The sequence below is a fragment of the Sphingopyxis panaciterrulae genome (genome assembly GCF_014199295.1).
GTDB classification, from domain to species: domain Bacteria; phylum Pseudomonadota; class Alphaproteobacteria; order Sphingomonadales; family Sphingomonadaceae; genus Sphingopyxis; species Sphingopyxis panaciterrulae.
In genome coordinates, this window is the sequence record NZ_JACIJH010000004.1 from 124,055 (window position 1) to 146,266 (window position 22,212).

General features: G+C 67.5%; 25 protein-coding genes, 1 pseudogene and 1 riboswitch. Of the genes and pseudogenes, 17 read left to right on the plus strand and 9 right to left on the minus strand.

Annotation, left to right across the window (positions count from 1 at the left end; all coding sequences use genetic code 11):
• The 14 genes from FHR21_RS08920 to FHR21_RS08980 all read left to right on the plus strand — a co-directional run bounded on the left by FHR21_RS08920 (position 1) and on the right by FHR21_RS08980 (position 11,408).
• On the plus strand, positions 1-888 hold the full coding sequence (locus FHR21_RS08920) for a ThuA domain-containing protein (protein ID WP_184097367.1): 888 nt from the start codon (positions 1-3) through the stop codon (positions 886-888).
• Between the two features lie 127 nt (positions 889-1,015).
• Positions 1,016-2,290 carry an adenosylmethionine--8-amino-7-oxononanoate transaminase gene (locus tag FHR21_RS08925; RefSeq protein WP_184097369.1) on the plus strand — a complete coding sequence of 425 codons (1,275 nt, stop codon included), beginning with the start codon at positions 1,016-1,018 and terminating at the stop codon, positions 2,288-2,290.
• A gap of 73 nt (positions 2,291-2,363) precedes the next feature.
• A complete protein-coding gene (locus FHR21_RS08930; protein WP_184097371.1) occupies positions 2,364-2,801 on the plus strand; it encodes a hypothetical protein in 438 nt (145 codons plus the stop codon).
• Between the two features lie 58 nt (positions 2,802-2,859).
• Positions 2,860-3,498 carry a YceI family protein gene (locus tag FHR21_RS08935; protein WP_184097373.1) on the plus strand — a complete coding sequence of 213 codons (639 nt, stop codon included), beginning with the start codon at positions 2,860-2,862 and terminating at the stop codon, positions 3,496-3,498.
• A gap of 81 nt (positions 3,499-3,579) precedes the next feature.
• Complete coding sequence (locus FHR21_RS08940; RefSeq protein ID WP_184097375.1) at positions 3,580-3,990, plus strand: hypothetical protein; 411 nt, start codon at positions 3,580-3,582, stop codon at positions 3,988-3,990.
• 258 nt (positions 3,991-4,248) lie between these two features.
• On the plus strand, positions 4,249-5,928 hold the full coding sequence (leuA, locus tag FHR21_RS08945; RefSeq protein WP_184097376.1) for a 2-isopropylmalate synthase: 1,680 nt from the start codon (positions 4,249-4,251) through the stop codon (positions 5,926-5,928).
• A gap of 296 nt (positions 5,929-6,224) precedes the next feature.
• The gene (locus tag FHR21_RS08950; protein ID WP_184097378.1) at positions 6,225-6,431 is read left to right on the plus strand and encodes a cold-shock protein; all 207 of its coding nucleotides are present in this window, start codon (positions 6,225-6,227) and stop codon (positions 6,429-6,431) included.
• A 3-nt stretch (positions 6,432-6,434) separates the two neighbouring features.
• Positions 6,435-6,689: a translation initiation factor IF-1 gene (gene infA, locus FHR21_RS08955; RefSeq protein ID WP_184097380.1), complete on the plus strand. Its 255-nt coding sequence runs from the start codon at positions 6,435-6,437 to the stop codon at positions 6,687-6,689.
• Positions 6,690-6,770: 81 nt separating this feature from the next.
• Positions 6,771-6,905 (plus strand): hypothetical protein, encoded by a 135-nt coding sequence (locus tag FHR21_RS21055; protein WP_276569258.1) that lies wholly within the window; start codon positions 6,771-6,773, stop codon positions 6,903-6,905.
• 19 nt (positions 6,906-6,924) lie between these two features.
• Positions 6,925-7,101 carry a hypothetical protein gene (locus tag FHR21_RS08960; RefSeq protein ID WP_184097383.1) on the plus strand — a complete coding sequence of 59 codons (177 nt, stop codon included), beginning with the start codon at positions 6,925-6,927 and terminating at the stop codon, positions 7,099-7,101.
• Positions 7,102-7,217: 116 nt separating this feature from the next.
• Positions 7,218-7,754, plus strand: a complete 537-nt coding sequence (locus tag FHR21_RS08965) for a hypothetical protein (RefSeq protein WP_184097385.1) — start codon at positions 7,218-7,220, stop codon at positions 7,752-7,754.
• A gap of 49 nt (positions 7,755-7,803) precedes the next feature.
• Positions 7,804-8,006: riboswitch (cobalamin riboswitch) on the plus strand.
• Positions 8,007-8,115: 109 nt separating this feature from the next.
• Complete coding sequence (metE, locus tag FHR21_RS08970; RefSeq protein ID WP_338113116.1) at positions 8,116-10,434, plus strand: 5-methyltetrahydropteroyltriglutamate--homocysteine S-methyltransferase; 2,319 nt, start codon at positions 8,116-8,118, stop codon at positions 10,432-10,434.
• A complete protein-coding gene (locus FHR21_RS08975; RefSeq protein WP_246427137.1) occupies positions 10,424-10,816 on the plus strand; it encodes an acyl-CoA thioesterase in 393 nt (130 codons plus the stop codon). Before metE ends, FHR21_RS08975 begins: the two co-directional genes overlap by 11 nt.
• Positions 10,817-10,877: 61 nt before the next feature.
• Positions 10,878-11,408, plus strand: coding sequence for a GNAT family N-acetyltransferase (locus FHR21_RS08980; RefSeq protein WP_184097389.1), 531 nt, complete (start codon positions 10,878-10,880; stop codon positions 11,406-11,408).
• A gap of 10 nt (positions 11,409-11,418) precedes the next feature.
• Here FHR21_RS08980 and FHR21_RS08985 read toward each other — a convergent pair whose 3' ends face one another.
• The 4 genes and pseudogenes from FHR21_RS08985 to FHR21_RS09000 all read right to left on the minus strand — a co-directional run.
• Positions 11,419-11,967 carry a hypothetical protein gene (locus tag FHR21_RS08985; protein WP_184097391.1) on the minus strand — a complete coding sequence of 183 codons (549 nt, stop codon included), beginning with the start codon at positions 11,965-11,967 and terminating at the stop codon, positions 11,419-11,421.
• Between the two features lie 111 nt (positions 11,968-12,078).
• Positions 12,079-12,744 (minus strand): DUF6445 family protein, encoded by a 666-nt coding sequence (locus tag FHR21_RS08990; protein WP_184097393.1) that lies wholly within the window; start codon positions 12,742-12,744, stop codon positions 12,079-12,081.
• On the minus strand, positions 12,741-14,063 hold the full coding sequence (locus tag FHR21_RS08995) for an RNA polymerase sigma factor (protein WP_246427138.1): 1,323 nt from the start codon (positions 14,061-14,063) through the stop codon (positions 12,741-12,743). Before FHR21_RS08995 ends, FHR21_RS08990 begins: the two co-directional genes overlap by 4 nt.
• An 87-nt stretch (positions 14,064-14,150) precedes the next feature.
• Positions 14,151-14,501 (minus strand): annotated as a pseudogene (locus tag FHR21_RS09000) (YciI family protein); the annotation flags it as partial.
• Positions 14,502-14,652: 151 nt separating this feature from the next.
• Between FHR21_RS09000 and FHR21_RS09005 the strand changes: the two are divergent.
• From FHR21_RS09005 to FHR21_RS09015, 3 genes are all read left to right on the plus strand, one after another.
• Complete coding sequence (locus FHR21_RS09005; RefSeq protein ID WP_184097395.1) at positions 14,653-16,233, plus strand: bifunctional GNAT family N-acetyltransferase/carbon-nitrogen hydrolase family protein; 1,581 nt, start codon at positions 14,653-14,655, stop codon at positions 16,231-16,233.
• Positions 16,234-16,249: 16 nt separating this feature from the next.
• Complete coding sequence (locus FHR21_RS09010; RefSeq protein ID WP_184097397.1) at positions 16,250-16,669, plus strand: VOC family protein; 420 nt, start codon at positions 16,250-16,252, stop codon at positions 16,667-16,669.
• A 79-nt stretch (positions 16,670-16,748) separates the two neighbouring features.
• Positions 16,749-17,720 (plus strand): NAD(P)H-dependent flavin oxidoreductase, encoded by a 972-nt coding sequence (locus FHR21_RS09015; protein WP_184097399.1) that lies wholly within the window; start codon positions 16,749-16,751, stop codon positions 17,718-17,720.
• A gap of 13 nt (positions 17,721-17,733) precedes the next feature.
• On the opposite strand, the gene FHR21_RS09020 is transcribed toward FHR21_RS09015, so the two are convergent.
• From FHR21_RS09020 to FHR21_RS09040, 5 genes are all read right to left on the minus strand, one after another.
• Positions 17,734-18,234 carry an AHH domain-containing protein gene (locus FHR21_RS09020; RefSeq protein WP_184097401.1) on the minus strand — a complete coding sequence of 167 codons (501 nt, stop codon included), beginning with the start codon at positions 18,232-18,234 and terminating at the stop codon, positions 17,734-17,736.
• Complete coding sequence (locus FHR21_RS09025; RefSeq protein ID WP_184097402.1) at positions 18,234-19,031, minus strand: hypothetical protein; 798 nt, start codon at positions 19,029-19,031, stop codon at positions 18,234-18,236. Before FHR21_RS09025 ends, FHR21_RS09020 begins: the two co-directional genes overlap by 1 nt.
• Positions 19,032-19,143: 112 nt before the next feature.
• A complete protein-coding gene (locus FHR21_RS09030) occupies positions 19,144-21,102 on the minus strand; it encodes a potassium transporter Kup (RefSeq protein ID WP_184097404.1) in 1,959 nt (652 codons plus the stop codon).
• A 46-nt stretch (positions 21,103-21,148) separates the two neighbouring features.
• Positions 21,149-21,799: a tetratricopeptide repeat protein gene (locus tag FHR21_RS09035; protein ID WP_184097406.1), complete on the minus strand. Its 651-nt coding sequence runs from the start codon at positions 21,797-21,799 to the stop codon at positions 21,149-21,151.
• Positions 21,796-22,194 (minus strand): cytochrome c-type biogenesis protein, encoded by a 399-nt coding sequence (locus tag FHR21_RS09040; protein WP_184097576.1) that lies wholly within the window; start codon positions 22,192-22,194, stop codon positions 21,796-21,798. Before FHR21_RS09040 ends, FHR21_RS09035 begins: the two co-directional genes overlap by 4 nt.
• Positions 22,195-22,212: the final 18 nt, after the last annotated feature.

The window sequence follows — 22,212 nt, forward strand, 5'->3', positions numbered from 1 at the left end:
ATGGTCGTCCGCCTGCTGCTCGCCGTCATCGCGCTGATCCCGGCGCTTGTCCAGCCGGCGGACGCCCGATCCGCCCCGCTGCGGGTGCTGATTGTTGACGGCGTCAACAATCACGACTGGCCCGCCACCACCCCGGTGCTCAAAAGCCTTCTGGAGGACAGCGGACGCTTTCGCGTCGATGTCTCGACCAGCCCGCCGCGCGGCGCGCCCGAGGCCGACTGGACGGGCTGGCGCCCTCGCTTCGCGCGCTATGACGTCGTCCTCAGCAACTTCAACGGCGGCGACCATGGTCTCGACGTCGTCCAGTGGCCGGCCGCGGTCCGCACCGATTTCGAGGCCTATGTGAAGCGGGGTGGCGGTTTCGTCAGCTTTCATGCCGCCAATAACGCCTTCCCCGGCTGGCTGGCCTATGAAGAGATGGTGGGACTCCTGTGGCGGCCGAACAGCTTTGGCCCCGGCGTGACCTTCGACGCCGCCGGCAATCCGGTCGTCATTCCCGCCGACACCGGCCCGAATCCCAATCATCCGCGCCGCTACGATTTCGACGTCGCCGTGCGCGACCGGAACCATCCGATCACCCGCGGCCTGCCCGCCCGCTTCGCGGTCCAGTCCGAACAGCTCACCTATGGCCAGCATGGCCCCGAAGCCGTGATCCGCGGCGGCGCCCTCACCTTCCTCACCTATGCCTGGTGCGAGGCGGTTCAGGAACGCGAGCCGATGGATTGGGTGCGCCGCTGGGGCAAGGGACGCGTCTATGTCACCATGCTAGGGCACACATGGCACGACGAACCGTCGCCCAACCTCGCGAATCCGCAGTTCCGCACCCTGCTGCTGCGCGGCACCGAATGGGCGGCAACCGGTCGGGTGACGATCCCGCTCCAGCAATAGCCGCGCCCTTTTCCCATACGGAATGCACGGGAGGATTGCGCTTTTCCTTTTCGTCGCCGCCTGTCTCTGCCACAGGGCGCACGAAGAAGCGGGCCGGCGGATGGTCCGCTTTCGCGGGAACGGCATAATGAACGAAGCGACCGAAAGTGCCGTCTGGCACCCCTTCACCCAGCACGGCCTCGGGGAACCGATCCCCCTGATCGAGCGCGCCGCCGGCGCCCGCCTCTACGATGCGCTGGGCAACAGCTGGATCGACGCGATATCGAGCTGGTGGGTCACCACTCACGGCCACGCCCATCCGCGCATCATGGCCGCCATCCGCGCCCAGACCGAAAGGCTTGACCAGCTCATCTACGCCGGCTGGACGCACGAGCCCGCCGAAAGCCTTGCCGCCGGGCTGATCCGCATCACCCCCGATCCGCTGACCCGCGTCTTCTTCTCCGACTCGGGTTCGACCAGCGTCGAGGTCGCGCTCAAGATGGCGCTCGGCACTTTCGCCAACATCGGCGAGGATCGTCACCGTATCCTCGTCCTTCAGTACAGCTATCACGGCGACACGATCGGCGCGATGTCGGTCGGCGAGCGCGGCGTCTACAACCGCGCGTATCAGCCCCTGCTGTTCGACGTGGGCACCATCCCCTTCCCGCACGAAGGGCAGGAGCAGGCCTGCCTCGACGCGCTCGAGGCCGCCTGTGCAGCCAAGGAAACGGGCGACGCGCCCGCGGCCTTCATCGTCGAACCGCTGATCCTCGGCGCCGGCGGCATGCTGGTCTATCCCGCCTGGGTGCTCGCCGAAATGCGTGCGATCTGCGCCCGCCACCGCGTGCTGTTCATCGCCGACGAGGTGATGACCGGCTGGGGCCGCACGGGCACCCGCTTCGCCTGCGAGCAGGCGGGCGTCATCCCCGACATCCTCTGCCTGTCGAAGGGGCTGACCGGCGGCGCGATCCCGCTCGCGGTCACGCTGTGTGTCGAGCCGATCTTCGCCGCGCATCTGTCGACCGACCGCGCGCGGCTCTTCTACCATTCGTCGAGCTATACCGCGAACCCCATCGCCTGCGCCGCCGCCAACGCCAATCTTGCCATTTGGGACGAGGAACCGGTGCAGGCACGCATCGACGCGCTCGCCGAGGCGCAGGCCGCGCACCTGTCGCTGCTCGCCGGCCATCCGCGTGTGGTGAACCCCCGCCGCCTAGGCACCATCGCCGCGCTCGACGTCGCGGCGCCCGACAGCGGCTATCTCTCCGCACTCGCCCCGCGCCTGATCGCCTTTTTCCGCGACCGCGGCGTCCTGCTCCGCCCGCTCGGCAACAGCATCTACGTCATGCCGCCCTATTGCATCACCCCCGACGAGCTAGCCGAGGTCTGGGCCGCGATCGCCGCCGCGCTCGACAGCCTCTGAGGCGCGCCCGTTCGGCTGAGGTTCATCTCGATCCCCTACCGCCGATTGCGGGGACGGTTCGAGGGACTATCTTATGACGATGACATCGGCTCCCCTTCTCGCGCTCGCGGCTGCGCTGGCGCTCGTCGCCCCCGCCCTCGCGCAGGACGCAAGCGACGCCCCGGCCCCGAGCGCCGACGGCGCACAGAAAATCTCGGTCCTCGTGACCTTCGGCGACGAACCCTGCCCCGAATCGACCGGCGACGAAATCGTCGTCTGCGCGCAAAAGCCCGAATCCGAACGCTATCGCGTCCCCAAGGAGTTGCGCGAGGAGGCCCTGGAGAAAAAGGCCAATCGCGGCGGGGCCTGGGGCGCGGCGGTCGAGGATTACGACCAGAATGTCGCCAGCGTCGGCCGCCCGAACAGTTGCTCGCCGGTCGGTTCCTACGGCTCGACCGGCTGCCTCGCCAAGGCCTTGCGCGAATGGTATGCCGAGCGCCGCGAAATCGAGCGCGCCGCCAAGGACGATTGACGCCCCGCCGCCCGCTCGCCTAGCGTCCGTTACCCCCCGCGAAACAGGAGCTGTCCCCATGCGTTATGTCGCCCCCCTCCTCGCGCTGTCGCTGCTCGGCGCCGTCCCGCTGCTCGCGCAGATGCCCACCACCGCGCCGGGTGCGAAGGATCTGTCGCGCGTCACCGGCGGCACCTATCAGGCCGACCATCATCACAGCCTCGTCGGCTGGCGCCTCAATCATCTGGGCTTCAACGATTATTTCGGCGTCTTCGGCGACGTGACCGGTACGCTCACCATCGACCCGAAAAATCCCGCCGCGGCAAAGCTCGACGTCACCATCCCCATCGCCAGCGTCACCGTCGCCAGCGCCGGGCTCAAGGATCACCTGCTCCGCCCCGGCAAGGACGGTGCGAAGCCCGACTTCTTCGGCGCCAACCCTGCGCCCGCGCGCTTCGTCTCGACCGCGGTGGTCGTCGACGACGACGGCGACGAGGCAAAGGTGACCGGCAACCTCACCCTCAACGGCGTGACCCGCCCGGTGACGCTCGACGTCGACTTCACCGGTGCCGGCCCCGCGCCGATGACCAACGCCGAAACCATCGGATTCGAGGCGGAAACGACGATCCGCCGCAGCGACTTCGGCCTCGGCTTCGGCGTCCCGCTGGTCAGCGACGAGGTCGAGCTGGAGATTACCGCTGCGTTCGAAAAGAAATGACGCATCAATCTGTCATACCGATCGCCTAGGGACGGGCGGGGATCGTTAGCGACCCCCGCCCTTTTCGCAGGAGTACGTGTGATGAGCGAACTGGTACGCGAAATTGTCGAGGTGCATGCCTTCATCGGCGGCGACGAGAAACATCCGCTGCTTACCGTCGAGGCCGAGGGTCTTGCCGCCACCGCCGGCTGGAGCAAGGTCCGGCTCGAACCCCATGCCCATCTGACCCCGCCCGAGGACGGCTTTCAGGATTTCGACCTCGTTGGCGTCCGCCCCGCCCACCCGGCCGAAGCGACGCTGACCGAGGTCGAGGCCGCGTGGGAAGGCGCGGTCGAGGAGTGGCAGGTCGGCGTCCGCGTCCACGCGGTCGATAATATGGTCGAGGAAGATCTGCTCGAACCCTGGGACGACGACGAAGACGACGACGACGACGACGACGCTACCGAGGATGCGGACGACGATACTGCGCTGCGCGACAATGAAGACGCCTGACGGCTGACATTTGCCCCCGACCCCTGACCTGCGCCGGATCGCATGCCACCATGCGATCCGGCGAACTTTTCGCGCCGCGCCCCTTGCCAAACGCGACATTTTGCATCACTAGAGCCCCATGCACATGCGCGGCCTTCTTCTTCTGCGACTTACACGCCCTTGGGCGTGACTTCAGGCCTGCGCGACTAGCGGCGGGCCGACCGCCCAAGGGCCCGACCGACACCGCACCGCCATTCAACCGCAGAAGACACCAGACCCATGACCATGCTCCGCGACCCCTCGCCCAAGTACCGCGCTTTTCCGCAAGTCCCGCTGGAAAACCGCCAGTGGCCCGCCCGCACCACCACCCGGGCCCCCATCTGGCTCTCGACCGACCTGCGCGACGGCAACCAGGCGCTGATCGACCCGATGGATGCCGAAAAGAAGACGCGCTTCTTCGACCTGCTCGTCAAATGCGGGCTCAAGGAGATCGAGGTCGGCTTCCCCGCCTCGGGCGCCACCGACTTCGATTATATCCAGAACCTCGTCCGCTCGGGCCGCATCCCCGACGACGTCACGCCGCAGGTGCTGACGCAGGCTCGCGCCGACCTGATCCGCACCAGCTTCGACAGCCTCGAAGGCGCGAAGAGAGCGATCGTCCATCTTTACAACGCGGTCAGTCCCGCGTGGCGCCGCATCGTCTTCGGCATGGAGATGCCAGAGATCAAGCAGATCGCGATCGACGGCGCGAAGCAACTGCGCGACAATGCCGCGCGCCTGCCCGGCACCGACTGGCGCTTCGAATACAGCCCCGAAACCTTCTCGACCGCCGAGCTCGATTTCAGCATCGAATGCTGCGCCGCGGTGATGGACATCCTCCAGCCCACCGCCGACAATCCGATCATCCTCAACCTCCCCGCGACGGTCGAGGCGGCGACCCCGAACATCTACGCCGACCAGATCGAATATTTCTGCAAGCATCTGCCGAACCGCGACCGCGCGATCATCAGCCTGCACACCCACAACGACCGCGGCACCGGCGTCGCGGCGGCCGAACTGGGACTGCTCGCGGGCGGCGACCGCGTCGAGGGCTGCCTGTTCGGCAACGGCGAGCGCACCGGCAACACCTGCCTCGTCACTATCGCGCTCAACATGTACACGCAGGGCGTCGACCCACAGCTCGACTTCTCGGACATCGACGAGGTCATCGCCACGGTCGAATATTGCAACCAGCTCCCTGTCCACCCGCGCCACCCCTATGGCGGCGAGTTGGTCTATACCGCCTTCTCGGGCAGCCATCAGGACGCGATCAAGAAGGGCTTCGCCGCGCGCGAGCGCCAGAACGACGACAAGTGGGAGGTCCCCTACCTCCCCATCGACCCCGCCGACCTGGGGCGCAGCTACGAAGCAGTGATCCGCGTCAACAGCCAGTCGGGCAAGGGCGGCGTCGCCTGGGTGCTCGAACAGGACAAGGGGCTGAAACTGCCCAAGAAGATGCAGGCAAGCTTCAGCCACGTCGTCCAGGCGGTCGCCGACGAAACGAGCCGCGAGCTCGGCGCCGACGACATCTGGACCGCCTTCGAGGGCCAGTATCTCGCCAGCGAAGGCAAGCGCTTCCAACTCGTCGACTGGGCCGAAACGCACGCCAGGGGAACGGGGGGCGGCACCGACCGCATCTTCGCCGGCAAGCTCACCATCGACGGCGCCGAACGCAGCGTCAGCGGCCGCGGCAACGGCCTGATGAGCAGCGTCATCGCCGCGCTCGCCGAAAGCGGCGGCCCGGCGATGGACATCGTCGATTATTCGGAGCACGCGATCGGCCAGGGCAGCAACGTCCAGGCCGCGGCCTATGTCGAATGCCGCACCGCCGACGGCAAGAGCCTGTTCGGGTGCGGCCTCGACACGGATGTTGCAACCGCGAGCGTGCGGGCGATCCTTTCCGCCGCCAACGGCGCCTGAACCTTCGACCTTCCACCGCTTCGCGGTCTCCTCCTACAGTGCAGGGAGGTTCTTGAAGGCAAGATGTTCTCCGTCGCGTGGCGGTGGGGGAGGGGCAAGCGCGCCAAAACCGCGCTACGCCGCGGCGCGAAAGGCCACATCCTTGACTTTTCGCGGAAATGCGCCATATTGGGGAGGCTAACGTCGCCTGCGACGGACAATTGATACCCCTTTCGGGTGGATTCTTGCCTTCTCACGCTACAAGCTCCGCCGGTGCTTTTGCCGGCGGATATCCGTTTCGTGAAAGGAAACACCCCATGCCGATCGGCACCGTCAAATTCTTCAACACCGACAAGGGCTATGGCTTCATCGAAAATGAAGACGGCTCGGGCGACAGCTTCGTCCACATCACCGCCGTCCAGGCCGCGGGAATGCAAACGCTGAACAAGGATCAGCGCATTTCCTACGAACTGGAAACCGGCCGCAACGGCAAGGTTTCGGCGATCAACCTCCAACAGGCCTGATATTTGGCCAAAGAGGAAGCCCTGACCTTCGATGGTGTGATCGACGAGATCCTGCCCGACGCCCGTTTCGGCGTCGTGCTCGAAAACGGCCATCGCATCATCGCCTACACCGCCGGCCGGATGCGGCGTTTCCGCATCCGGTCGGTCGTCGGCGACGCCGTGCGCGTCGAGATGACGCCCTATGACCTCAGCAAGGGCCGCGTCGTTTATCGCGAACGCGGCAGCAGCCCGGTCGGCGGGCAGCGCAAGCGGCGCTGACCGCGCGAACCGGAGTATCAACACCAAAACAAATGTGATTATGAATTGAAGAAGATAAATATAATGAACAGCTTACCTAACATGCCTCTCTTCCCACACCTGGCGGGGCTTTCGCTCGCCGGCAAGGCGATCACCCTTCCCCCGGCGCCACGCCGCACCTCTCCGACGCTGTCGCGCCGCGAGCTGCGCCGCCTGATCGCCGACATGGTCGACTAACCGGAAAGGAGCCGCCGCAATGGCCGCCACCAGCGATTTCTATCTGGCGCAGGCCGAAAAATGCCAGGCCGATGCCGACGGCTCGACGCTTGACCGGGTGCGCGAACGCAATCTGCGCGCCGCGGCGGCGTGGCGCGCGATGGCCGACAAGCTGATCCGTGCCGAAGCCGCCCGCGCCGAAAGGGAAAAGTCCTGACCATGGCTGCGGGCGGCTGCTCTCCGCCGCATCCCACCCACGACTGACCGGATCGGCGTTTCGCCGCGCGCGACTTTGCCGTTAAGCCCTGCGCCGGGGGACGCAGGAGAAGTAAGTTGAGCGCACCGCACCCCATCGATCAGGGCGACCCCATCGCACCGGCCGATCCCGCGGCGGCCGACCTGTTCTGGAGCCTGCAATATTGCCGCGCGAGCACGCTCTCGCTGATCCGCCTCGAACTGGCGATGGAAAGCGGCGACCGGCAACGGATCATCGAGGCGATGGACCGGCTCCACGCCCTCGACGGCGAGATCGAACGCAAGGTCGCCGACCTGTCCGCTCCGGCCGGACCCGACCGGTCACGCGAGATACTCAACGCCTATCTCGATCGGGAAAAAATGGCGGTCGCTTTCGAAAAGCTGGTGCTGGCCAGCGGGATCAGCGGCCCCGGCGTCGCCTCGCCCCCCGCAGCGCTGCGGCAGCGGGCCGGCAACGACTCTTCGCTTTCCGGCGGCGAGCCCTTGCTTCACGACGACGTCCCGACCTTCCCGCCGCCGCGGCGGCCAGGCCTCATCGCCACCTACGCTCCGAAAGCCGCGATCCTGCTCGTTATCGTCGCGGCGACCGTGGCGGGGCTGGCGATGGCGCTATAGTCATATAAAGAATTCTTTATATGACTATTGACAAGCGAAGCCGCCGGCCTATGCTGGATGCTGTCGAGGTTCTTCGCGTCGCTTGCGCGACGCGAAGCTAAGACGGGAAGCCGGTGCAAAACCGGCGCTGCCCCCGCAACTGTAAGCGGTGAGCGGCGGTCGATATGTGTCACTGGTCCGCAAGGGACCGGGAAGGCCAGACCGCCGCGACGATCCGTGAGCCAGGAGACCTGCCTCGTCGCAAACGTCCTCCGGCGGGGTGTCCGGTCAGGCCGCATGCACCGCTGCGCCCGGCCCTTGCCTTGCGGGCGCGGATTACCGTGCGTGTCCGTCTGCCCATCGCCCTTGCCCCAGCAAGGTGATGAAGAAGATGACTGTCAGCACGGCCACCCTCGGTTTTCCCCGCATCGGCACCCGCCGCGAGCTCAAATTCGCGCTTGAATCCTTCTGGGCAGGCAAATCCTCGCTCGCCGACCTGCAAACCGCCGCCGCCGGCCTGCGCGTCGCCCACTGGGCGCGGCAAAAGGCGCTCGGTGCCGACATCCTGCCGTCGAACGACTTCTCGCTCTACGACCATGTCCTCGACACCTCCGCCCTGATCGGCGCCATCCCGCCCCGCTATGACTGGAGCGGCGAGACGGTCGGCCCCGACCTCTATTTCGCCATGGCCCGCGGCTCGCAGACCGGCCATGCCCATGCCGGCTGCGCCCATGCCGCCGACGCGACGGCGATGGAGATGACCAAATGGTTCGACACCAACTATCATTTCCTCGTTCCCGAACTCGTCGCCAGCCAGAGCTTCCGCATCGCCTCGACCAAGATCTTCGACGAATATGAGGAAGCGAAGGCGCTCGGCTATCAGACCCGGCCCGTCCTGCTCGGCCCCGTCAGCTATCTGATGCTCGCAAAGGGCAATGCGGTCGAACCGCTGGCCCTCCTGCCCGCCCTGCTCGACATCTATGCCGAGATTCTCGCCCGGCTTGCGAAGCGCGGTGCCGACTGGGTGCAGATCGACGAGCCCTGCCTCGTCCTCGACCTGGCCGAGGACCAGCGCGATGCCTTCCAGCGCGCCTACGCCAGGCTCGCCACCGCGGGACCGCGGTTGATGCTCACCACCTATTTCGGCGGCCTCGGCGACAACCTCGATCTCGTCGCCGAGCTTCCGGTCCACGGTCTCCACCTCGATCTCGTCCTCGCGCCGGACCAGCTCGAACCGGTGCTTGCCCGCATCCAGCCGCATGTGCTGCTCTCGCTCGGCATCCTCGACGGCCGCAATATCTGGCGCGCCAACCTCCCCGATCTCTACTGGCGTCTCAAGCCGCTCGCGGCAGAGCGCGACCTGATCCTCGCCCCCTCCTGCTCGCTTCTCCATGTCCCCGTCGACGTGGCGCTCGAAACTGGCCTCGACCCGGAGGTCGGACAATGGCTGTCCTTCGCGGTGCAGAAGGTCGAGGAACTGGCCGCGCTCGCCAGGGCGCTCAACGAGGGCGAGGACGCCGCGTTCGTCGCCTTCTCCGCCTCGCGCATCGCGGCGGTCGCGCGCCGGACCTCGCCGAAGATTCACGACCCCGCGGTCGCCACGCGCATCGCCGCGCTCGACGTGGACGCCGGCGGCCGCACCGCGCCGTTCGCGGTGCGCCGCAAGGCGCAGCGCAAGCGCCTCGGCCTCCCCGATTATCCGACCACGACCATCGGCTCCTTTCCGCAGACGCCCGAGGTCCGCAAGGCGCGCGCCGCCCATATCCGCGGCGAGATAGACGATGCCGCCTACGACCGCTATCTGAAGGCGGAGACGAAGGCCGCGGTGCGCTGGCAGGAGGAAATCGGCCTCGACGTCCTCGTCCACGGGGAGTTCGAGCGCAACGACATGGTACAATATTTCGGCGAGCAGCTTGCCGGCTTCGCCTTCACCCGCTCAGGCTGGGTGCAAAGCTATGGCTCGCGCTGCGTCCGCCCGCCGATCCTCTACGGCGACGTCTCGCGCCCCGTACCGATGACGGTCGACTGGTGGCGCTATGCGCAGGGCTGCACCGACAAGCCGATGAAAGGGATGCTCACCGGCCCGGTCACCATCCTCAACTGGTCCTTCGTCCGCGACGATCAACCGCGCGAGGCGAGCTGTCGCCAGATCGCGCTCGCGATCCGCGACGAGGTGCAGGACCTCGAGGCAGCCGGCGCCGCCATCGTCCAGATCGACGAGGCGGCGCTGCGCGAAGGCCTGCCGCTGCGCCGCTCCGAATGGCAGTCCTATCTGGACTGGGCGGTCGAATGCTTCCGCATCGCATCCTCGGGCGTGCGCGACGACACGCAGATCCACACCCACATGTGCTATTCGGAGTTCAACGACATCATCCGCGCGATCGGTGCGATGGATGCCGACGTCATCTCGATCGAGACCGCACGCTCGCGGATGGAATTGCTCGAAGCCTTCACGACCTATGAATATCCGAACGAGATCGGCCCCGGCGTCTACGACATCCACAGCCCGCGCATTCCCGCCGAGCGCGAGATGACCGACCTGCTCGCGCTCGCGGGCAAACAGCTCCCGCCCGCGCAGATCTGGGTGAATCCCGATTGCGGGCTCAAGACGCGCCAGTGGGACGAGGTGCGCCCGGCGCTCATCGCGATGGTCGCCGCAGCGCACAAGATGCGCATCAAGGGCGCCTATGATGCCAAATGAGGTCATGCCTGCCTGCCAGCCCGCCGTCCGGGTCACCGCCATGCCCGCCAACGCCAATGTCTATGGCGACATCTTCGGCGGCTGGCTGATGGCGCAGATGGACCTGGCGGCCTCCTCGGTCGCGTCGCTTCACGCACGCGGCCGGGCGGTGACGATCTCGGTGGAAGGCATGACCTTCCACCGCCCCGTCTTCGTCGGTGACGAGCTGTCGGTGTTCGGGCGGCTGATCAAGGTCGGCCGCACCTCGATGCATGTCGAAGTCGAAACCTGGGGACGCGACCGCCACTCGGACGAGGGGCACAAGGTCACGCAGGCGGTCTTCATCTTCGTCGCCGTCGGCCCCGACCGCCGGCCCCGCACGGTACCGCCGATAGAGTCATGATAGGAGCGGCGTCCCGGCGTACACCGCTGGACGCCGCCGCCGCGCGGCCTATAGCGGGGCGATGCTCACCCATCGCCTCGCCGTAACCGCCGACCTCCCTGCGCTCCGCACCGTAATGGACCGCGCGATCGCCGACTTGCAAAAGGACTTCCTCGGCCCGGCCCAGATCGCCGCGAGCCGCGCGGTCATGGGGCTCGACACCCAGCTCGTCGCCGACGGCACCTATTTCCTCGTCGAAGCGGAGGGGCGGATCGCCGGCTGCGGCGGCTGGTCGCGGCGCGCGACACTCTATGGCGGCGACCACAGCACCGAGCTGCGCGACCCGGCGCTGCTCGACCCCACCACCAATGCGGCGCGCATTCGCGCCATGTACACCGACCCCGATTTCGCGCGTCGCGGGGTCGGCCGGCTGGTGATATCGCTGTGCGAGGATGCCGCACGCGCCGCAGGCTTCGCGCGCGCCGAGTTGATGGCCACCCTCGCCGGCGAACCGCTCTATCGCGCCTGCGGCTACACTCCCATCGCGCCGGTGACCGCCGAATCCGACGGAGTCGCCGTCCCGCTCATCCGCATGGGAAAGCCGCTCGCCTGAGCGCCAGCGTTCAGCCGCCCTTCTTCTTCGCCCGCGCCGCCTTGACGCCCTCGACGAACTGCTTTTGGGTCACCTTCACCGCCAGTCCCTTCTGCGACAGGAAAAAGGCGGCGCGCGGCATGGTGATGTCGCCCTCGCCGGTGGCCAGCACCGCACCCTGCGCCGCCACAGCCTTGACCTTGCCGAGCACCGCCGCGCCGTCGGCGCTGCGCACCTCGGCCCCCGGCTTCAGCGCCCCGTCGACCGCCGCCGCATCGGCTTCGGCCTCTTTCAGCACTGCGAGAATCTTCGCCTTCGGCGCCTTCAGTGCCGGCCCCTTCTTGCCCTTCATAAAGGCGTCCTTCGGCACCACCAGCCCATTGCCGTCGATCGCGACCGCCACCTTGTCGCCCGACACCTTGACGATCTGGCCGACCTCCTGGCCGTCCTGGTCATAGACTTTGGTGCCGGGTGTCAGCGAAGCGGCGGGCGCCGCCTCCTGCGCCCGCGCGGCTTGGCCGGCGGACAGCGTCACGCCAAGGAGGCACAGGGCTGCGAGCAGGCCGGATGGCTTGGACATGGGACGCTCCTGTCGAATAGCAATGCGCCGCCCGTGCCGCATCGCGCGGCACCGCGCCAAATGCCCTGTTGCCCGGCCGTGCAGCGGACGCGGCGAGCCGACGGGGCGACCTCAGACAATCGACAGAAAAGCGGTCACCGTCAGCCGACCGTCGCGCGGATCGGCCGACAAGGCGGCGCCGGGCGCGATCGCGCCGCTGTGCAGGTTCCAACTCCGATAGAGCAGCGCCCGGTTATAGCGCGCTTCGGCGGCATGGATGCGCTCGAACGCATCGGTATCGCCCGCGATATAGCCGGGCGGCGGCGGCGCGGTGGCCAGTTCGGCGTCGAGCGCCGCCGCATAGGCGGCCCGCCGCTCCTCATTCACCGTCTCGAACCCCGTCGCGCGGTGCCGGAAGAAGGCGGTACCGTCGCGATCGTCGGGCGACAGATAATGGATGAGCGCGATGCGGTCGGCGGTGAAGGCGTCGCAGTGGGGTACCCGCTGCACGACGCTCAGCGCCGCGGCGGGCGTCGCGACGATGGAAAAGCTCGCGTCGATCAGCCGTACCTCGCCCACGACCCCGAACACCAGCCGTGCCGCGGCGGCAATAATCGAGAGCTGGCTCTCCAGATAAAAGCCGGGCAGCGCCGCCCGCACCCCCGGATAATGATGGCGCGCCGACTCGAAGTCGGCTTCCGCCGCCGCCGCGCGCAGCGCATCGGGGCGCGGGGCGAAATCGTCGAGGATGCACAAGGGCTGCGCCTCGGCCCCGATCGTCTCGACCGTCAGCGTCATCGCACCAGCTCTCCGCAAACCGCAGCCCGTGCCAGCAGGAAATCGCGCTCGCGCTCGTTCCCCGCCAGTGCCGCCGCAGCCTCGAAGGCCAGCTTCGCTTCGGCCGCTCGCCCGGCGCGGAGCAGGAAATCGCCGCGTGCCGCCGGCAGCGGCGCATAATTGCGGAGCGCCGCCTCCCCGGCGATCGTGTCGATCAACGCCAGCCCCGCCTCGGGGCCGAACGCCATGCTGTGCGCGACCGCGCGGTTGAGTTCGACCACCGGCGACGGCATCACCTGCCCCAGCCGGTCGTAAAGCGCGCCGATGCGGCGCCAGTCGGTCTCTTCGGCGCGCCGCGCCCGTGCATGGCACGCGGCGAGCGCCGCCTGCAGCGCATAGGGTCCATCGGCGCCGCCCAGCGCCTCGGCCCGCGCCAGCGCCTTCAGGCCGCGCCGGATCAGCAACTGGTCCCAGCGCGCCCGATCCTGCTCGGGCAGCGGTACCAGCGCCCCGTCGGGTCCGGCCCGCGCCGACAGCCGCGACGCCTGAATCTCCATCAGCGCGAGCAGTCCCAGCACTTCGGGCGCGTCGGGCATCAGTCCCGCCAAAATACGCCCCAGCCGCTGCGCTTCGGCGCAGATCGGCGGCCGCACCAGATCGGGTCCGCTCGTCGCCGCATAGCCTTCGTTGAAGATCAAATAGATCACCTCGAGCACCGAGGCGAGCCGCGGCGCGAGCGCCCGTCCGCGCGGCACCTCGAACGCCACCCCAGCCTTGGCGATCGCCTTCTTGGCGCGGGTGATGCGCGCCGCGATCGCCGCCTCGTTCGACAGGAAGGCGCGGGCGATCTCCTCCACCGTCAATCCGCCCACCAGCCGCAGCGTCAGCGCCGCACGCGCCTCGGGCGATATCGCCGGATGGCACGCCGCGAAGATCAGCCCGAGCAGCTCATCGCCCAGATCGTCGTCGAGCCGCGCCTCGAGGCTCTCGATGCTCATGTCGCGCTCATCGTCCCGTTCGCGGGCGATCTCGGCATGTTTGCGGTCCTGCATCGCCGCGCGGCGGAACCCGTCGATCGCGCGCCGCTTCGCCGCCGCCATCAGCCAGGCCCCCGGCCGCTCTGGAACGCCCGACGCCGGCCAATCGGTCAGCGCCGCGAGCAGCGCCTCCTGAGCTAGTTCCTCGGCGCGGTCGACGTCGCGGGTCAACCGCGCGAGCCCGGCGATCAGCCGCGCCCGCTCGATCCGGAAAACCGCCTCGATCGCCCTGTGGGTGGGGTCCGCCGCCATGCCCGCCTTGTCCGCCAGATCGGCGGGCGAGGCAAGCATCGCGGCGGCCATTCGCGCTTATTGCCCCGCGAGCTGATCGCGCAGCTTCTGCTCGCGCTCGGCGAGTTCGGGCGTCAGCGCGTCACCGAAATCCTCCATCTCATAGAAGGGCCGGATTTCAAGCTCGCTCGGCCCTGGCATCGGATTCGGGCAGCGCTTCGCCCAGGCGACCGCTTCGTCCATGTCCTTGACCTCCCACACCCAATAGCCCGCGACCAGCTCGCGCGCCTCGGCAAAGGGGCCGTCGATCACCGTCCGGCTCGCGCCGTCGAAGGCGATCCTTTTGCCCGCCGACGAGGGTTTCAGCCCGTCGCCGTCGATCATAACGCCGGCCTTCACCAACTCCTCGTTGAACGCCCCCATCGCCTCGAACATCTCGGTCATCTCGGCGGTGGGCGGCAGGCCCTTTTCGCTGTCCTCGGTCGCTTTCACGAACACCATCACACGCATCGGTCATCTCCTTCGTTTCGGGGCCGACATGGCCTCCTGTGTAGACGACGAACGGGCGATCGCGAAATCGACAGGCGCGCGTTTTTCTCCGCGCCCCGCTTTTGCGGAGCCGCCGATTGGACAGCCCCGCCCCGCACCCTATATCGAAGCGATGGAATCGACCCGGCCCAAGCTCGTCATCCGCAATTCGGAAACCCGCGACGCCGCCGCGATCGCGCGCCTGACCGCGAAGGTCTATGGCCGCGCCGAAGCCTATTCGGCGGCGCAGATCCGCGGCCAGATCAACAATTTCCCCGAAGGCCAGTTCCTCGCCGAATATGAGGGCCAGGTCGTCGGCTTCTGCGCGACCCTGATCGTGCCCGAGGCGGCGGCGATGACCGACCATCGCTGGACCGCGATCAGCGGCGGCGGCTTCGGCACCCGCCACGACCCCGACGGCGACATCCTCTACGGCATGGAGGTGTGCGTCGACCCCGACTATCGCCGCCTGCGCATCGGCCAGCGCTTCTACCGCAAGCGGCAGGAATTGTGTCAGGCGCTCGAGCTGCAGGGTATCGCCTTCGGCGGCCGCATGCCGGGCTACGCCCGCCGCCGCCGCAAATATCCGGAGCCCGAGGCTTATCTCGCTGCGGTGCTCGACAAGCAGCTTCGCGATCCGGTCATCAATTTCCAGGTCAACCAGGGCTATCAGGTCAAGGGCGTCCTCCACGACTATCTGCCCAGCGACCGCGAAAGCGGCGGCCACGCCGTGCTGATGCTCTGGGAAAATCCCCTCGCCTCGCCGCGCGAGGAAACCACCGGCCGCACCCGCGGCTCGGCGCCCGACCGCCTCCCCGCCTCGGTGCGCGTCGCGACCGTCCAGTTCCAGATGCGCGGCATCGACCGCATCGAGCAGTTCGAGGAGCAGGTCGAATATTTCGTCGATGTCGCCGCCGACTATGCCGCCGATTTCGTCGTCTTTCCCGAACTCTACACGCTGGAACTGCTGTCGATCGACAAGAACAAGCTGCCGCCCGAAAAGGCGATATTGAAGATCGCCGACTATACCGACCGCTATCTCGCCTTCATGGAAAAGCTCGCGGTCGGCTACAACATCAACATCGTGGGCGGCTCGCACCCGACTCGCGTCGAGGGCGGCGACATCCGCAACATCGCCTATGTCTTCCTGCGCGACGGGTCGGTGCATCGCCAGGAAAAGCTGCACCCGACCCCGTCGGAGCGCCGTTGGTGGAACATCAAGGGCGGCTATGGCGCCGACGCGATCAACACCGATTGCGGGCCGATCGGGGTGATGATCTGCTACGATAGCGAATTTCCCGAACTCGCGCGCCACCTCGTCAACCAGGGCGCGATGATGTTGTTCGTCCCCTTCTGCACCGACGAGCGCCGCGGCTACCTGCGCGTCCGCTATTGCTGCCACGCGCGCGCGGTCGAAAATCAATGTTATGTCATCACCTCGGGCGTCGTCGGAAACCTGCCGAACGTCGAGAATATGGACATCCACTATGCCGAAAGCGCGATCCTGACCCCGTCGGACTTCGCCTTCGCCCGCGACGGCGTCGCTGCCGACACCGCCCCGAATACCGAGACGATCGCAATCGCCGACTTGAGCCTCGCCGACCTCCTGACCAGCCGCCAGAGCGGCGCGGTCCAGAACCTGCGCGACCGCCGCTTCGACCTCTACCGCGTCGACTGGAAGGACCCCGCCGCGCCGGGGATCGGGTCGCGCTGACCAACAGGAGTCGCTCATGGATACGCCTCCTTTTGCGCTGCATGGCCTCGACCATATCGTGCTGCGCGTCGTCGACCTTGACCGGATGCGCAGCTTCTACAAGGAGGTTCTCGGCTGCACCGATGAGCGCGAGCAGCCGGAGATCGGCCTCTATCAGCTTCGCGCCGGTCACGCCCTGATCGATCTTATCACCATCGCGGGCAAGCTCGGCGCGATGGGCGGCGCAGCGCCGGGAACCGGGGGCCGCAACCTGGATCATTTCGCGCTCGCTCTCGACGGCTTCGACGACGCCGAGATCCGCGCCCATCTCGCCCGTCACGGCGTCGCGATCGAGCAGGCGGGTCCGCGCTATGGGGCCGAGGGCGAAGGTCCTTCGATCTACATCCGCGATCCGGAGGGCAATATCGTCGAACTGAAGGGTCCCACCGGTGCCTGACCGGCCGCTCACGCATCCCCTTGCCACACTTTCCGTTTACGTTAAGGTCACCTTCAAATCCGCAACCGGAGAGTGATTCATGGCCCTTCCCGCGATCTTCGACCGCCTGCGCCTGCCCGTCATCGGCTCGCCGCTCTTCATCGTCTCCGGCCCCGAGCTCGTCATCGCGCAGTGCAAGGCGGGGATCGTCGGCAGCTTTCCCGCGCTCAACGCCCGCCCGCAGTCGCTGCTCGACGAATGGCTCCATCGCATCACCGAGGAACTCGCGGCGTGGGATCGCGATAATCCCGACCGCCTCTCTGCGCCCTTCGCGGTCAACCAGATCGTTCATCGCTCGAACGACCGGCTCGAGGCCGACATCGCGACCTGCGAGAAATGGAAGGTGCCGATCACCATCACCTCGCTCGGCGCGCGCGAGGAGCTCAATCAGGCGGTGCATAATTGGGGCGGCATTACGCTCCACGACGTCATCGATGATCGCTTCGCGCGCAAGGCGGTCGAAAAGGGCGCCGACGGGCTGATCCCCGTCGCCACCGGCGCGGGCGGCCATGCGGGCACCCAGTCGCCCTTCGCACTGGTGCAGGAAATCCGCAGCTGGTTCGAGGGCACGGTCGCGCTGTCGGGCGCGATCGCGCATGGTCGCTCGATCCTCGCCGCGCAGGCGTGCGGCGCCGACCTCGCCTATATCGGCAGCGCCTTCATCGCGACCGCCGAAGCCAATGCCGACCAGGGCTACAAGGACGGCATCGTCGAAGGCCGCGCGGGTGATATCGTCTATTCGAACCTGTTCACTGGGGTCCACGGCAACTATCTCCGCCAGTCGATCGTCGCGGCGGGCATGGACCCCGACAATCTGCCCGAAGGCGACCTCAAAACGATGAACTTCGGTTCGGGCGGCAACACGAAGGCGAAGGCGTGGAAGGATATCTGGGGATCGGGCCAGGGCATCGGCTCGGTCTCGGGCGTTCGCCCGGTCACCGAATTCGTCGCCGAACTCTCCGCGCAATATCGCGACGCATACCGCGCGCTGCAGGACAAATATATCGGCTAGGCGCCGCGCCCACCTATCCCCCGAACAGCCGCTCGATCGCCTCGTCAAGATAAGGCCGGTCGGCGAACAGCCGCATCGGGTCGCGCCGGTTGAGCCAGAAGCCGAGCCGGTGCCGGTCGGTCAGTGCGCGCCGCGTCGCATCCTGCAGCAACCGGAGCCGCATCACCGCCGTCCCTCGCGCCGCGCGCGGGTCGGCCACCGCCTGCGCCGCAAAATGCGCGCGTACGCATTCGACCCGCGCCGCGACCACATCGCTATAACCGTGATGCGGTCCACGGTGCAGCGCGTGGCCGCATTCGATCGCGGTGCGCTCGCACGCCGGCAGGATCAGCCCGTTGAGCTCGAACCGCCGCAGCGCAAAGCCTTCGCCGCGCAATGCTTCGAACAGCACCGCCATCTGCGGCCGCTGGAGCAGGGCGATCGGGATCAGATGATGGCGCTGATAACCGCGCGGTGCCCGCGCCGCGCCCAGCCAGCGTCGCCGGGTCGGCGCAGGCGGGCGGCCATCCGCCATCAGCCCGCCCGCTCGAAGTCCACGCGCACCGCCGGCGGCGGCGCGCCATCGCCCTGCGGAGTCATCCGGACGCGCTCGCCTGCAAGCAGGCCGCCCACCGTCTGCTCCTCTCGAACCGAGCCGTTCAGCATCAGGTCGAGCGCCAGCCGCGCGAGCCGCTTGACCATGTCCGTCATCGTCCAGCCGGGCGGCACCGCCGCCTCCAGTTCCTGCCCCGCAAAGGCGGCGAGCCCGCGCGTCGCAACAACCTCTCCATCCGTGCTTTCGCGGCGGCGAAAGGCGATCAGATGCAGCACCGGCGGCATCCCGCTCGCCAGCATCTCCGCGACCGCGGCGCGGAACTGCGGCGCGTCGGACCACAGCCGCGCGGGCGACCAGAAAATGTGGCTCGCATCGAACAGGTCGATCAGCAGCACGACGAGTTTGAAGAACTCGCGCGTCGCCGCGGGATCGAGCATCGGCACGGCATCCGCCGCCGCCGGCGTCACGCGCCAGCATGTCCCGCCACCGGCCCAGTCGGGCGGCAGGTTCGTCGCCAGCGAGTTCGTTCCCCTGTCAGCGGGGTCCGCCGCCGTGAGTGTGGCGCCCCCCGGCACATCGATTGTTGCAGTCGTTCGGCCGAGGGCGAGTCGAAACGCGGCTGGCCCTTCCCCACCGATCCGCTGCGGCTGCAATCCCATGCGCCGCAAACCGATTTCCAGAAGATCGGGCGCGCCCGATCGCAGCGCCGAGCCGGTGATCAGCACATGCGGCTCCGGCCGCGGCGGGCTGGACGCTTCGCTGTCACCGGCGTTCATAGGCGTATCGACCTCTGCCCCCACCCCGCTTGCATCGCAGGGCGGCGGGCAATGTTCAAACGCTAATTAGGTCCGAAACGGGGACTCCGCCCTCGCGCCTAGGGTCAGGCCCCTAGATCGCGACCTGGCTGCCCAGTTCGACGACGCGGTTCGTCGGCAGGCGGAAATATTCCATCGCGCTTTCCGAATTGCGCAGCATCCACGCGAACAGTTTCTCGCGCCAGATCGGCATCCCCGGCGATTTCGCGGCGATCAGCGTCTGGCGCGACAGGAAAAAGCTGGTTTCCAGCATCTTGAACTCGCCGCCGCAGCCGGTGACGCGCTTCAGCGCCGCGGGCACGTCGACCGGCTGCATGAAGCCGTAGTTCAGCACCAGCCGGTGGAACCCCTGTCCCAGATCGTCGAGCGCGCAATGATCGACCTCGCGGACAAAGGGAACGTCGGCGATCTTGATCGTCAGCAGGATGATCCGCTCGTGCAGCACCTTGTTGTGCTTGAGATTGTGGAGCAGCGCGTGCGGCACGCCGTCGGCGCTCGACGTCATGAATACCGCCGTGCCCGGCACGCGCGTCGCGCTGTTCGCCGCGGATTTCACGAACACCGGGATCGGCATCGCGCCATCGGCCATCTGCTGCTGCATCAGCTTGCGCCCGCGCGACCAGGTAGTCAGCAGGGTGAAGATGGAAAGCCCGATCGCCAGCGGCACCCAGCCGCCATCGGGCACCTTGATCAGATTCGCCCCGAAATAGGCAATGTCCACGACGAAGAACACCGCCAGCAACGACAGCGCCTTCCACGCCGGCCATTTCCACAGCGCGAACAGCACGACGCACATCAGGCAGGTGTCGATGAACATCGCCCCCGTCACCGCGATGCCATAGGCGGCGGCAAGATTGCTCGACGATCCGAAGAAGAGGACGAGCAGGATCACCATCACCATCAGCCCCCAATTGACCACCGGGATATAGATCTGCCCCTGCGCCGACGCGCTCGTATGATCGACGCGCAACCGCGGCATGAAGCCGAGCTGGATCGCCTGTTGGGTCAGCGAGAAGGCGCCCGAGATCACCGCCTGGCTCGCGATGATCGTCGCGAGGATCGCGAGCAGCACCACCGGAATCCGCCACGCATCGGGCATCATCAGGAAGAAGGGATCCTGGATGATCCCCAGCCGCGCGCCCATGTCGGCCTCGATCACCATCGCGCCCTGCCCCATGTAATTGAGCATCAGCGCCGGCAGCACGAAGCACAGCCACGACAGCCCGATCGGCTTGCGGCCGAAATGCCCCATGTCGGCATAGAGCGCTTCGGCCCCCGTCACCGCGAGCACCACCGCGCCGAGCGCGATGAAGGCGGTGAAGCCGTCGAGATAGAAGAAGCGCAGCGCGTTGATCGGGTTGATCGTCGCGAGGATGATCGACGGGTGATCGACGATGTGCAGCACGCCGAGCACCGCGAGCATCAGGAAATAACAGAGCATGATCGGCCCGAACAATGCCCCGACCCGCGCCGTCCCGTGCGATTGCAGCGCGAACAGTCCGATCAGGATCGCCAGCGCGATCGGCACGATATAGGGCTGGAACCCGGCGTGGACATAACTCAGGCCCTCGGTCGCCGAGAGCACCGACATCGCCGGGGTAATCATCGAATCGCCATAGAAGAGCGCGGTTGCGAAGACCCCCAGCAGCACGATGGGCCAGGTCCAGCGCGCGCCGCCCGACGAGCGGCTGATCAGCGCCAGCAGGGCCAGGCTGCCACCCTCGCCCTTGTTGTCGGCCTTCATGATGGTCAGCACATATTTGAAGGTGACGACCAGCATCATCGACCAGAAGACCAGGCTCAGCACGCCATATATATGCAGCCGGTCGGGGTCGATCGAATGATGCCCGGCAAAGGTTTCGCGAAAGGCGTAGAGCGGGCTGGTCCCGATGTCGCCGAACACCACGCCGACCGCGCCGACCGCAAGCTTCAGCTTGCCGTCGCCGTGATGCGCGTGGCCGGGATGGCCCGTGTCGGCGAGGGTCGCGGCGCTGTCCGCGCCGGCCGCCACCTGTTGCGACTCAGCAGTCATGGCGCCGCCCTTTAGACGAGCCCGCGCAAATAGAATAGTGTCCGTTTCACGGCCCCGCCGGCGTCTCGGCGGGCAGCGCCGGGCCCATCGCCTGACGAAGCTGCGCGAGCCGCATTTCGAGATCGGCGCGCCACGGCGCGTCGGCCGGGCTGCGCGCGAGCAGGTCGCTCCACACCGCCTCCGCGCCCTTCAGGTCGCCGCTCTGCGCCATGGCGAGGCCGGCGAAGAAGGGCGGCGCCGGATGCGCGGGATCGCGTTTCGCCGCCTCGTCGAAGGCGAGCGCCGCGGCCGGCGACATCACCCCGCCGCCATGCGCGACGAGGGCATTGCCCAGCGCGACCCACAGATCGACATTGTCGGGATTGCTCTCCAGTCCCTTTTCCAGCGTCTGCGCCGCCAGCGCGGTCTTGCCGGTGCGCGCGAAACCGTCCGACATCGCCAGCCACTGCGCCGCCGGGCCGAATCGGTCGGCCATGCCCTGTCGCGTGTCGGTCAACGCTTCGCCGAAGCTCTCGGGCGCGCCTTCCTTCGCCACCGGATGCCCCGGCAGCGCCGGACTGCCTTGCAGCGCATAGCCCGCGATGCCGAGCATGATCGCCGCCCCGGCGAGCGGGCGCGCCGTCTTGGGCGGCCGGCCGATCCAGACGATGCCCCCCCAGGTCAACGCCGCAGCGAGCAGGATCCACGCCCAGATCATGGCTCTTCCTCCCGGTTCGCGCCGCGCAGCCGCCCAAAGGCAAGCCACAGGCCGATGGCGAGGAACAAAAGCGGCGCCAGCCAAAGCAGCGCCGTGGCGCGATCGAACGGCGGGTCGTAGCTCACCCAGTTTCCGTAACGCGCGACGAGCCATTTGCGGATCGCGTCGGGGCTCTCGCCGGCCGCGACCTTGCTTCGCACCTCGTGCCGCATGTCGCCAGCAAGCGGCGCGTCGCTATCGGCGATCGACTGGCCCTGACAGACCAGACAGCGCAGCGTCTCCATCAGCGCCTTCGCCTTCGCTTCCTTCGCGGGATCGGCGAGTTGCTGATAGGCATAGGGCGCCGGCGGCAATCGATCCTGCGCGGCGACCGGCGCCATGAACAGCGTCAACATCGCCGCGACCAGCAACCG

What these genes read in the sequence shown, in the direction of transcription:
- FHR21_RS08980 (WP_184097389.1), top strand. Translation starts at nt 10,878, where the DNA reads ATGCTCACCCATCGCCTCGCCGTAACCGCCGACCTCCCTGCGCTCCGC.
- FHR21_RS08995 (WP_246427138.1), bottom strand. Translation starts at nt 14,063, where the DNA reads ATGGCCGCCGCGATGCTTGCCTCGCCCGCCGATCTGGCGGACAAGGCG.
- FHR21_RS09005 (WP_184097395.1), top strand. Translation starts at nt 14,653, where the DNA reads ATGGAATCGACCCGGCCCAAGCTCGTCATCCGCAATTCGGAAACCCGC.
- FHR21_RS09020 (WP_184097401.1), bottom strand. Translation starts at nt 18,234, where the DNA reads ATGGCGGATGGCCGCCCGCCTGCGCCGACCCGGCGACGCTGGCTGGGC.
- FHR21_RS08985 (WP_184097391.1), bottom strand. Translation starts at nt 11,967, where the DNA reads ATGTCCAAGCCATCCGGCCTGCTCGCAGCCCTGTGCCTCCTTGGCGTG.
- FHR21_RS08975 (WP_246427137.1), top strand. Translation starts at nt 10,424, where the DNA reads ATGCCAAATGAGGTCATGCCTGCCTGCCAGCCCGCCGTCCGGGTCACC.
- FHR21_RS08950 (WP_184097378.1), top strand. Translation starts at nt 6,225, where the DNA reads ATGCCGATCGGCACCGTCAAATTCTTCAACACCGACAAGGGCTATGGC.
- FHR21_RS09010 (WP_184097397.1), top strand. Translation starts at nt 16,250, where the DNA reads ATGGATACGCCTCCTTTTGCGCTGCATGGCCTCGACCATATCGTGCTG.
- FHR21_RS08990 (WP_184097393.1), bottom strand. Translation starts at nt 12,744, where the DNA reads ATGACGCTGACGGTCGAGACGATCGGGGCCGAGGCGCAGCCCTTGTGC.
- FHR21_RS08935 (WP_184097373.1), top strand. Translation starts at nt 2,860, where the DNA reads ATGCGTTATGTCGCCCCCCTCCTCGCGCTGTCGCTGCTCGGCGCCGTC.
- FHR21_RS09015 (WP_184097399.1), top strand. Translation starts at nt 16,749, where the DNA reads ATGGCCCTTCCCGCGATCTTCGACCGCCTGCGCCTGCCCGTCATCGGC.
- metE (WP_338113116.1), top strand. Translation starts at nt 8,116, where the DNA reads ATGAAGAAGATGACTGTCAGCACGGCCACCCTCGGTTTTCCCCGCATC.
- FHR21_RS08920 (WP_184097367.1), top strand. Translation starts at nt 1, where the DNA reads ATGGTCGTCCGCCTGCTGCTCGCCGTCATCGCGCTGATCCCGGCGCTT.
- leuA (WP_184097376.1), top strand. Translation starts at nt 4,249, where the DNA reads ATGACCATGCTCCGCGACCCCTCGCCCAAGTACCGCGCTTTTCCGCAA.
- FHR21_RS09025 (WP_184097402.1), bottom strand. Translation starts at nt 19,031, where the DNA reads ATGAACGCCGGTGACAGCGAAGCGTCCAGCCCGCCGCGGCCGGAGCCG.
- FHR21_RS08940 (WP_184097375.1), top strand. Translation starts at nt 3,580, where the DNA reads ATGAGCGAACTGGTACGCGAAATTGTCGAGGTGCATGCCTTCATCGGC.
- FHR21_RS09040 (WP_184097576.1), bottom strand. Translation starts at nt 22,194, where the DNA reads ATGTTGACGCTGTTCATGGCGCCGGTCGCCGCGCAGGATCGATTGCCG.
- FHR21_RS08925 (WP_184097369.1), top strand. Translation starts at nt 1,016, where the DNA reads ATGAACGAAGCGACCGAAAGTGCCGTCTGGCACCCCTTCACCCAGCAC.
- FHR21_RS08960 (WP_184097383.1), top strand. Translation starts at nt 6,925, where the DNA reads ATGGCCGCCACCAGCGATTTCTATCTGGCGCAGGCCGAAAAATGCCAG.
- FHR21_RS08930 (WP_184097371.1), top strand. Translation starts at nt 2,364, where the DNA reads ATGACGATGACATCGGCTCCCCTTCTCGCGCTCGCGGCTGCGCTGGCG.
- FHR21_RS21055 (WP_276569258.1), top strand. Translation starts at nt 6,771, where the DNA reads ATGCCTCTCTTCCCACACCTGGCGGGGCTTTCGCTCGCCGGCAAGGCG.
- FHR21_RS09030 (WP_184097404.1), bottom strand. Translation starts at nt 21,102, where the DNA reads ATGACTGCTGAGTCGCAACAGGTGGCGGCCGGCGCGGACAGCGCCGCG.
- FHR21_RS09035 (WP_184097406.1), bottom strand. Translation starts at nt 21,799, where the DNA reads ATGATCTGGGCGTGGATCCTGCTCGCTGCGGCGTTGACCTGGGGGGGC.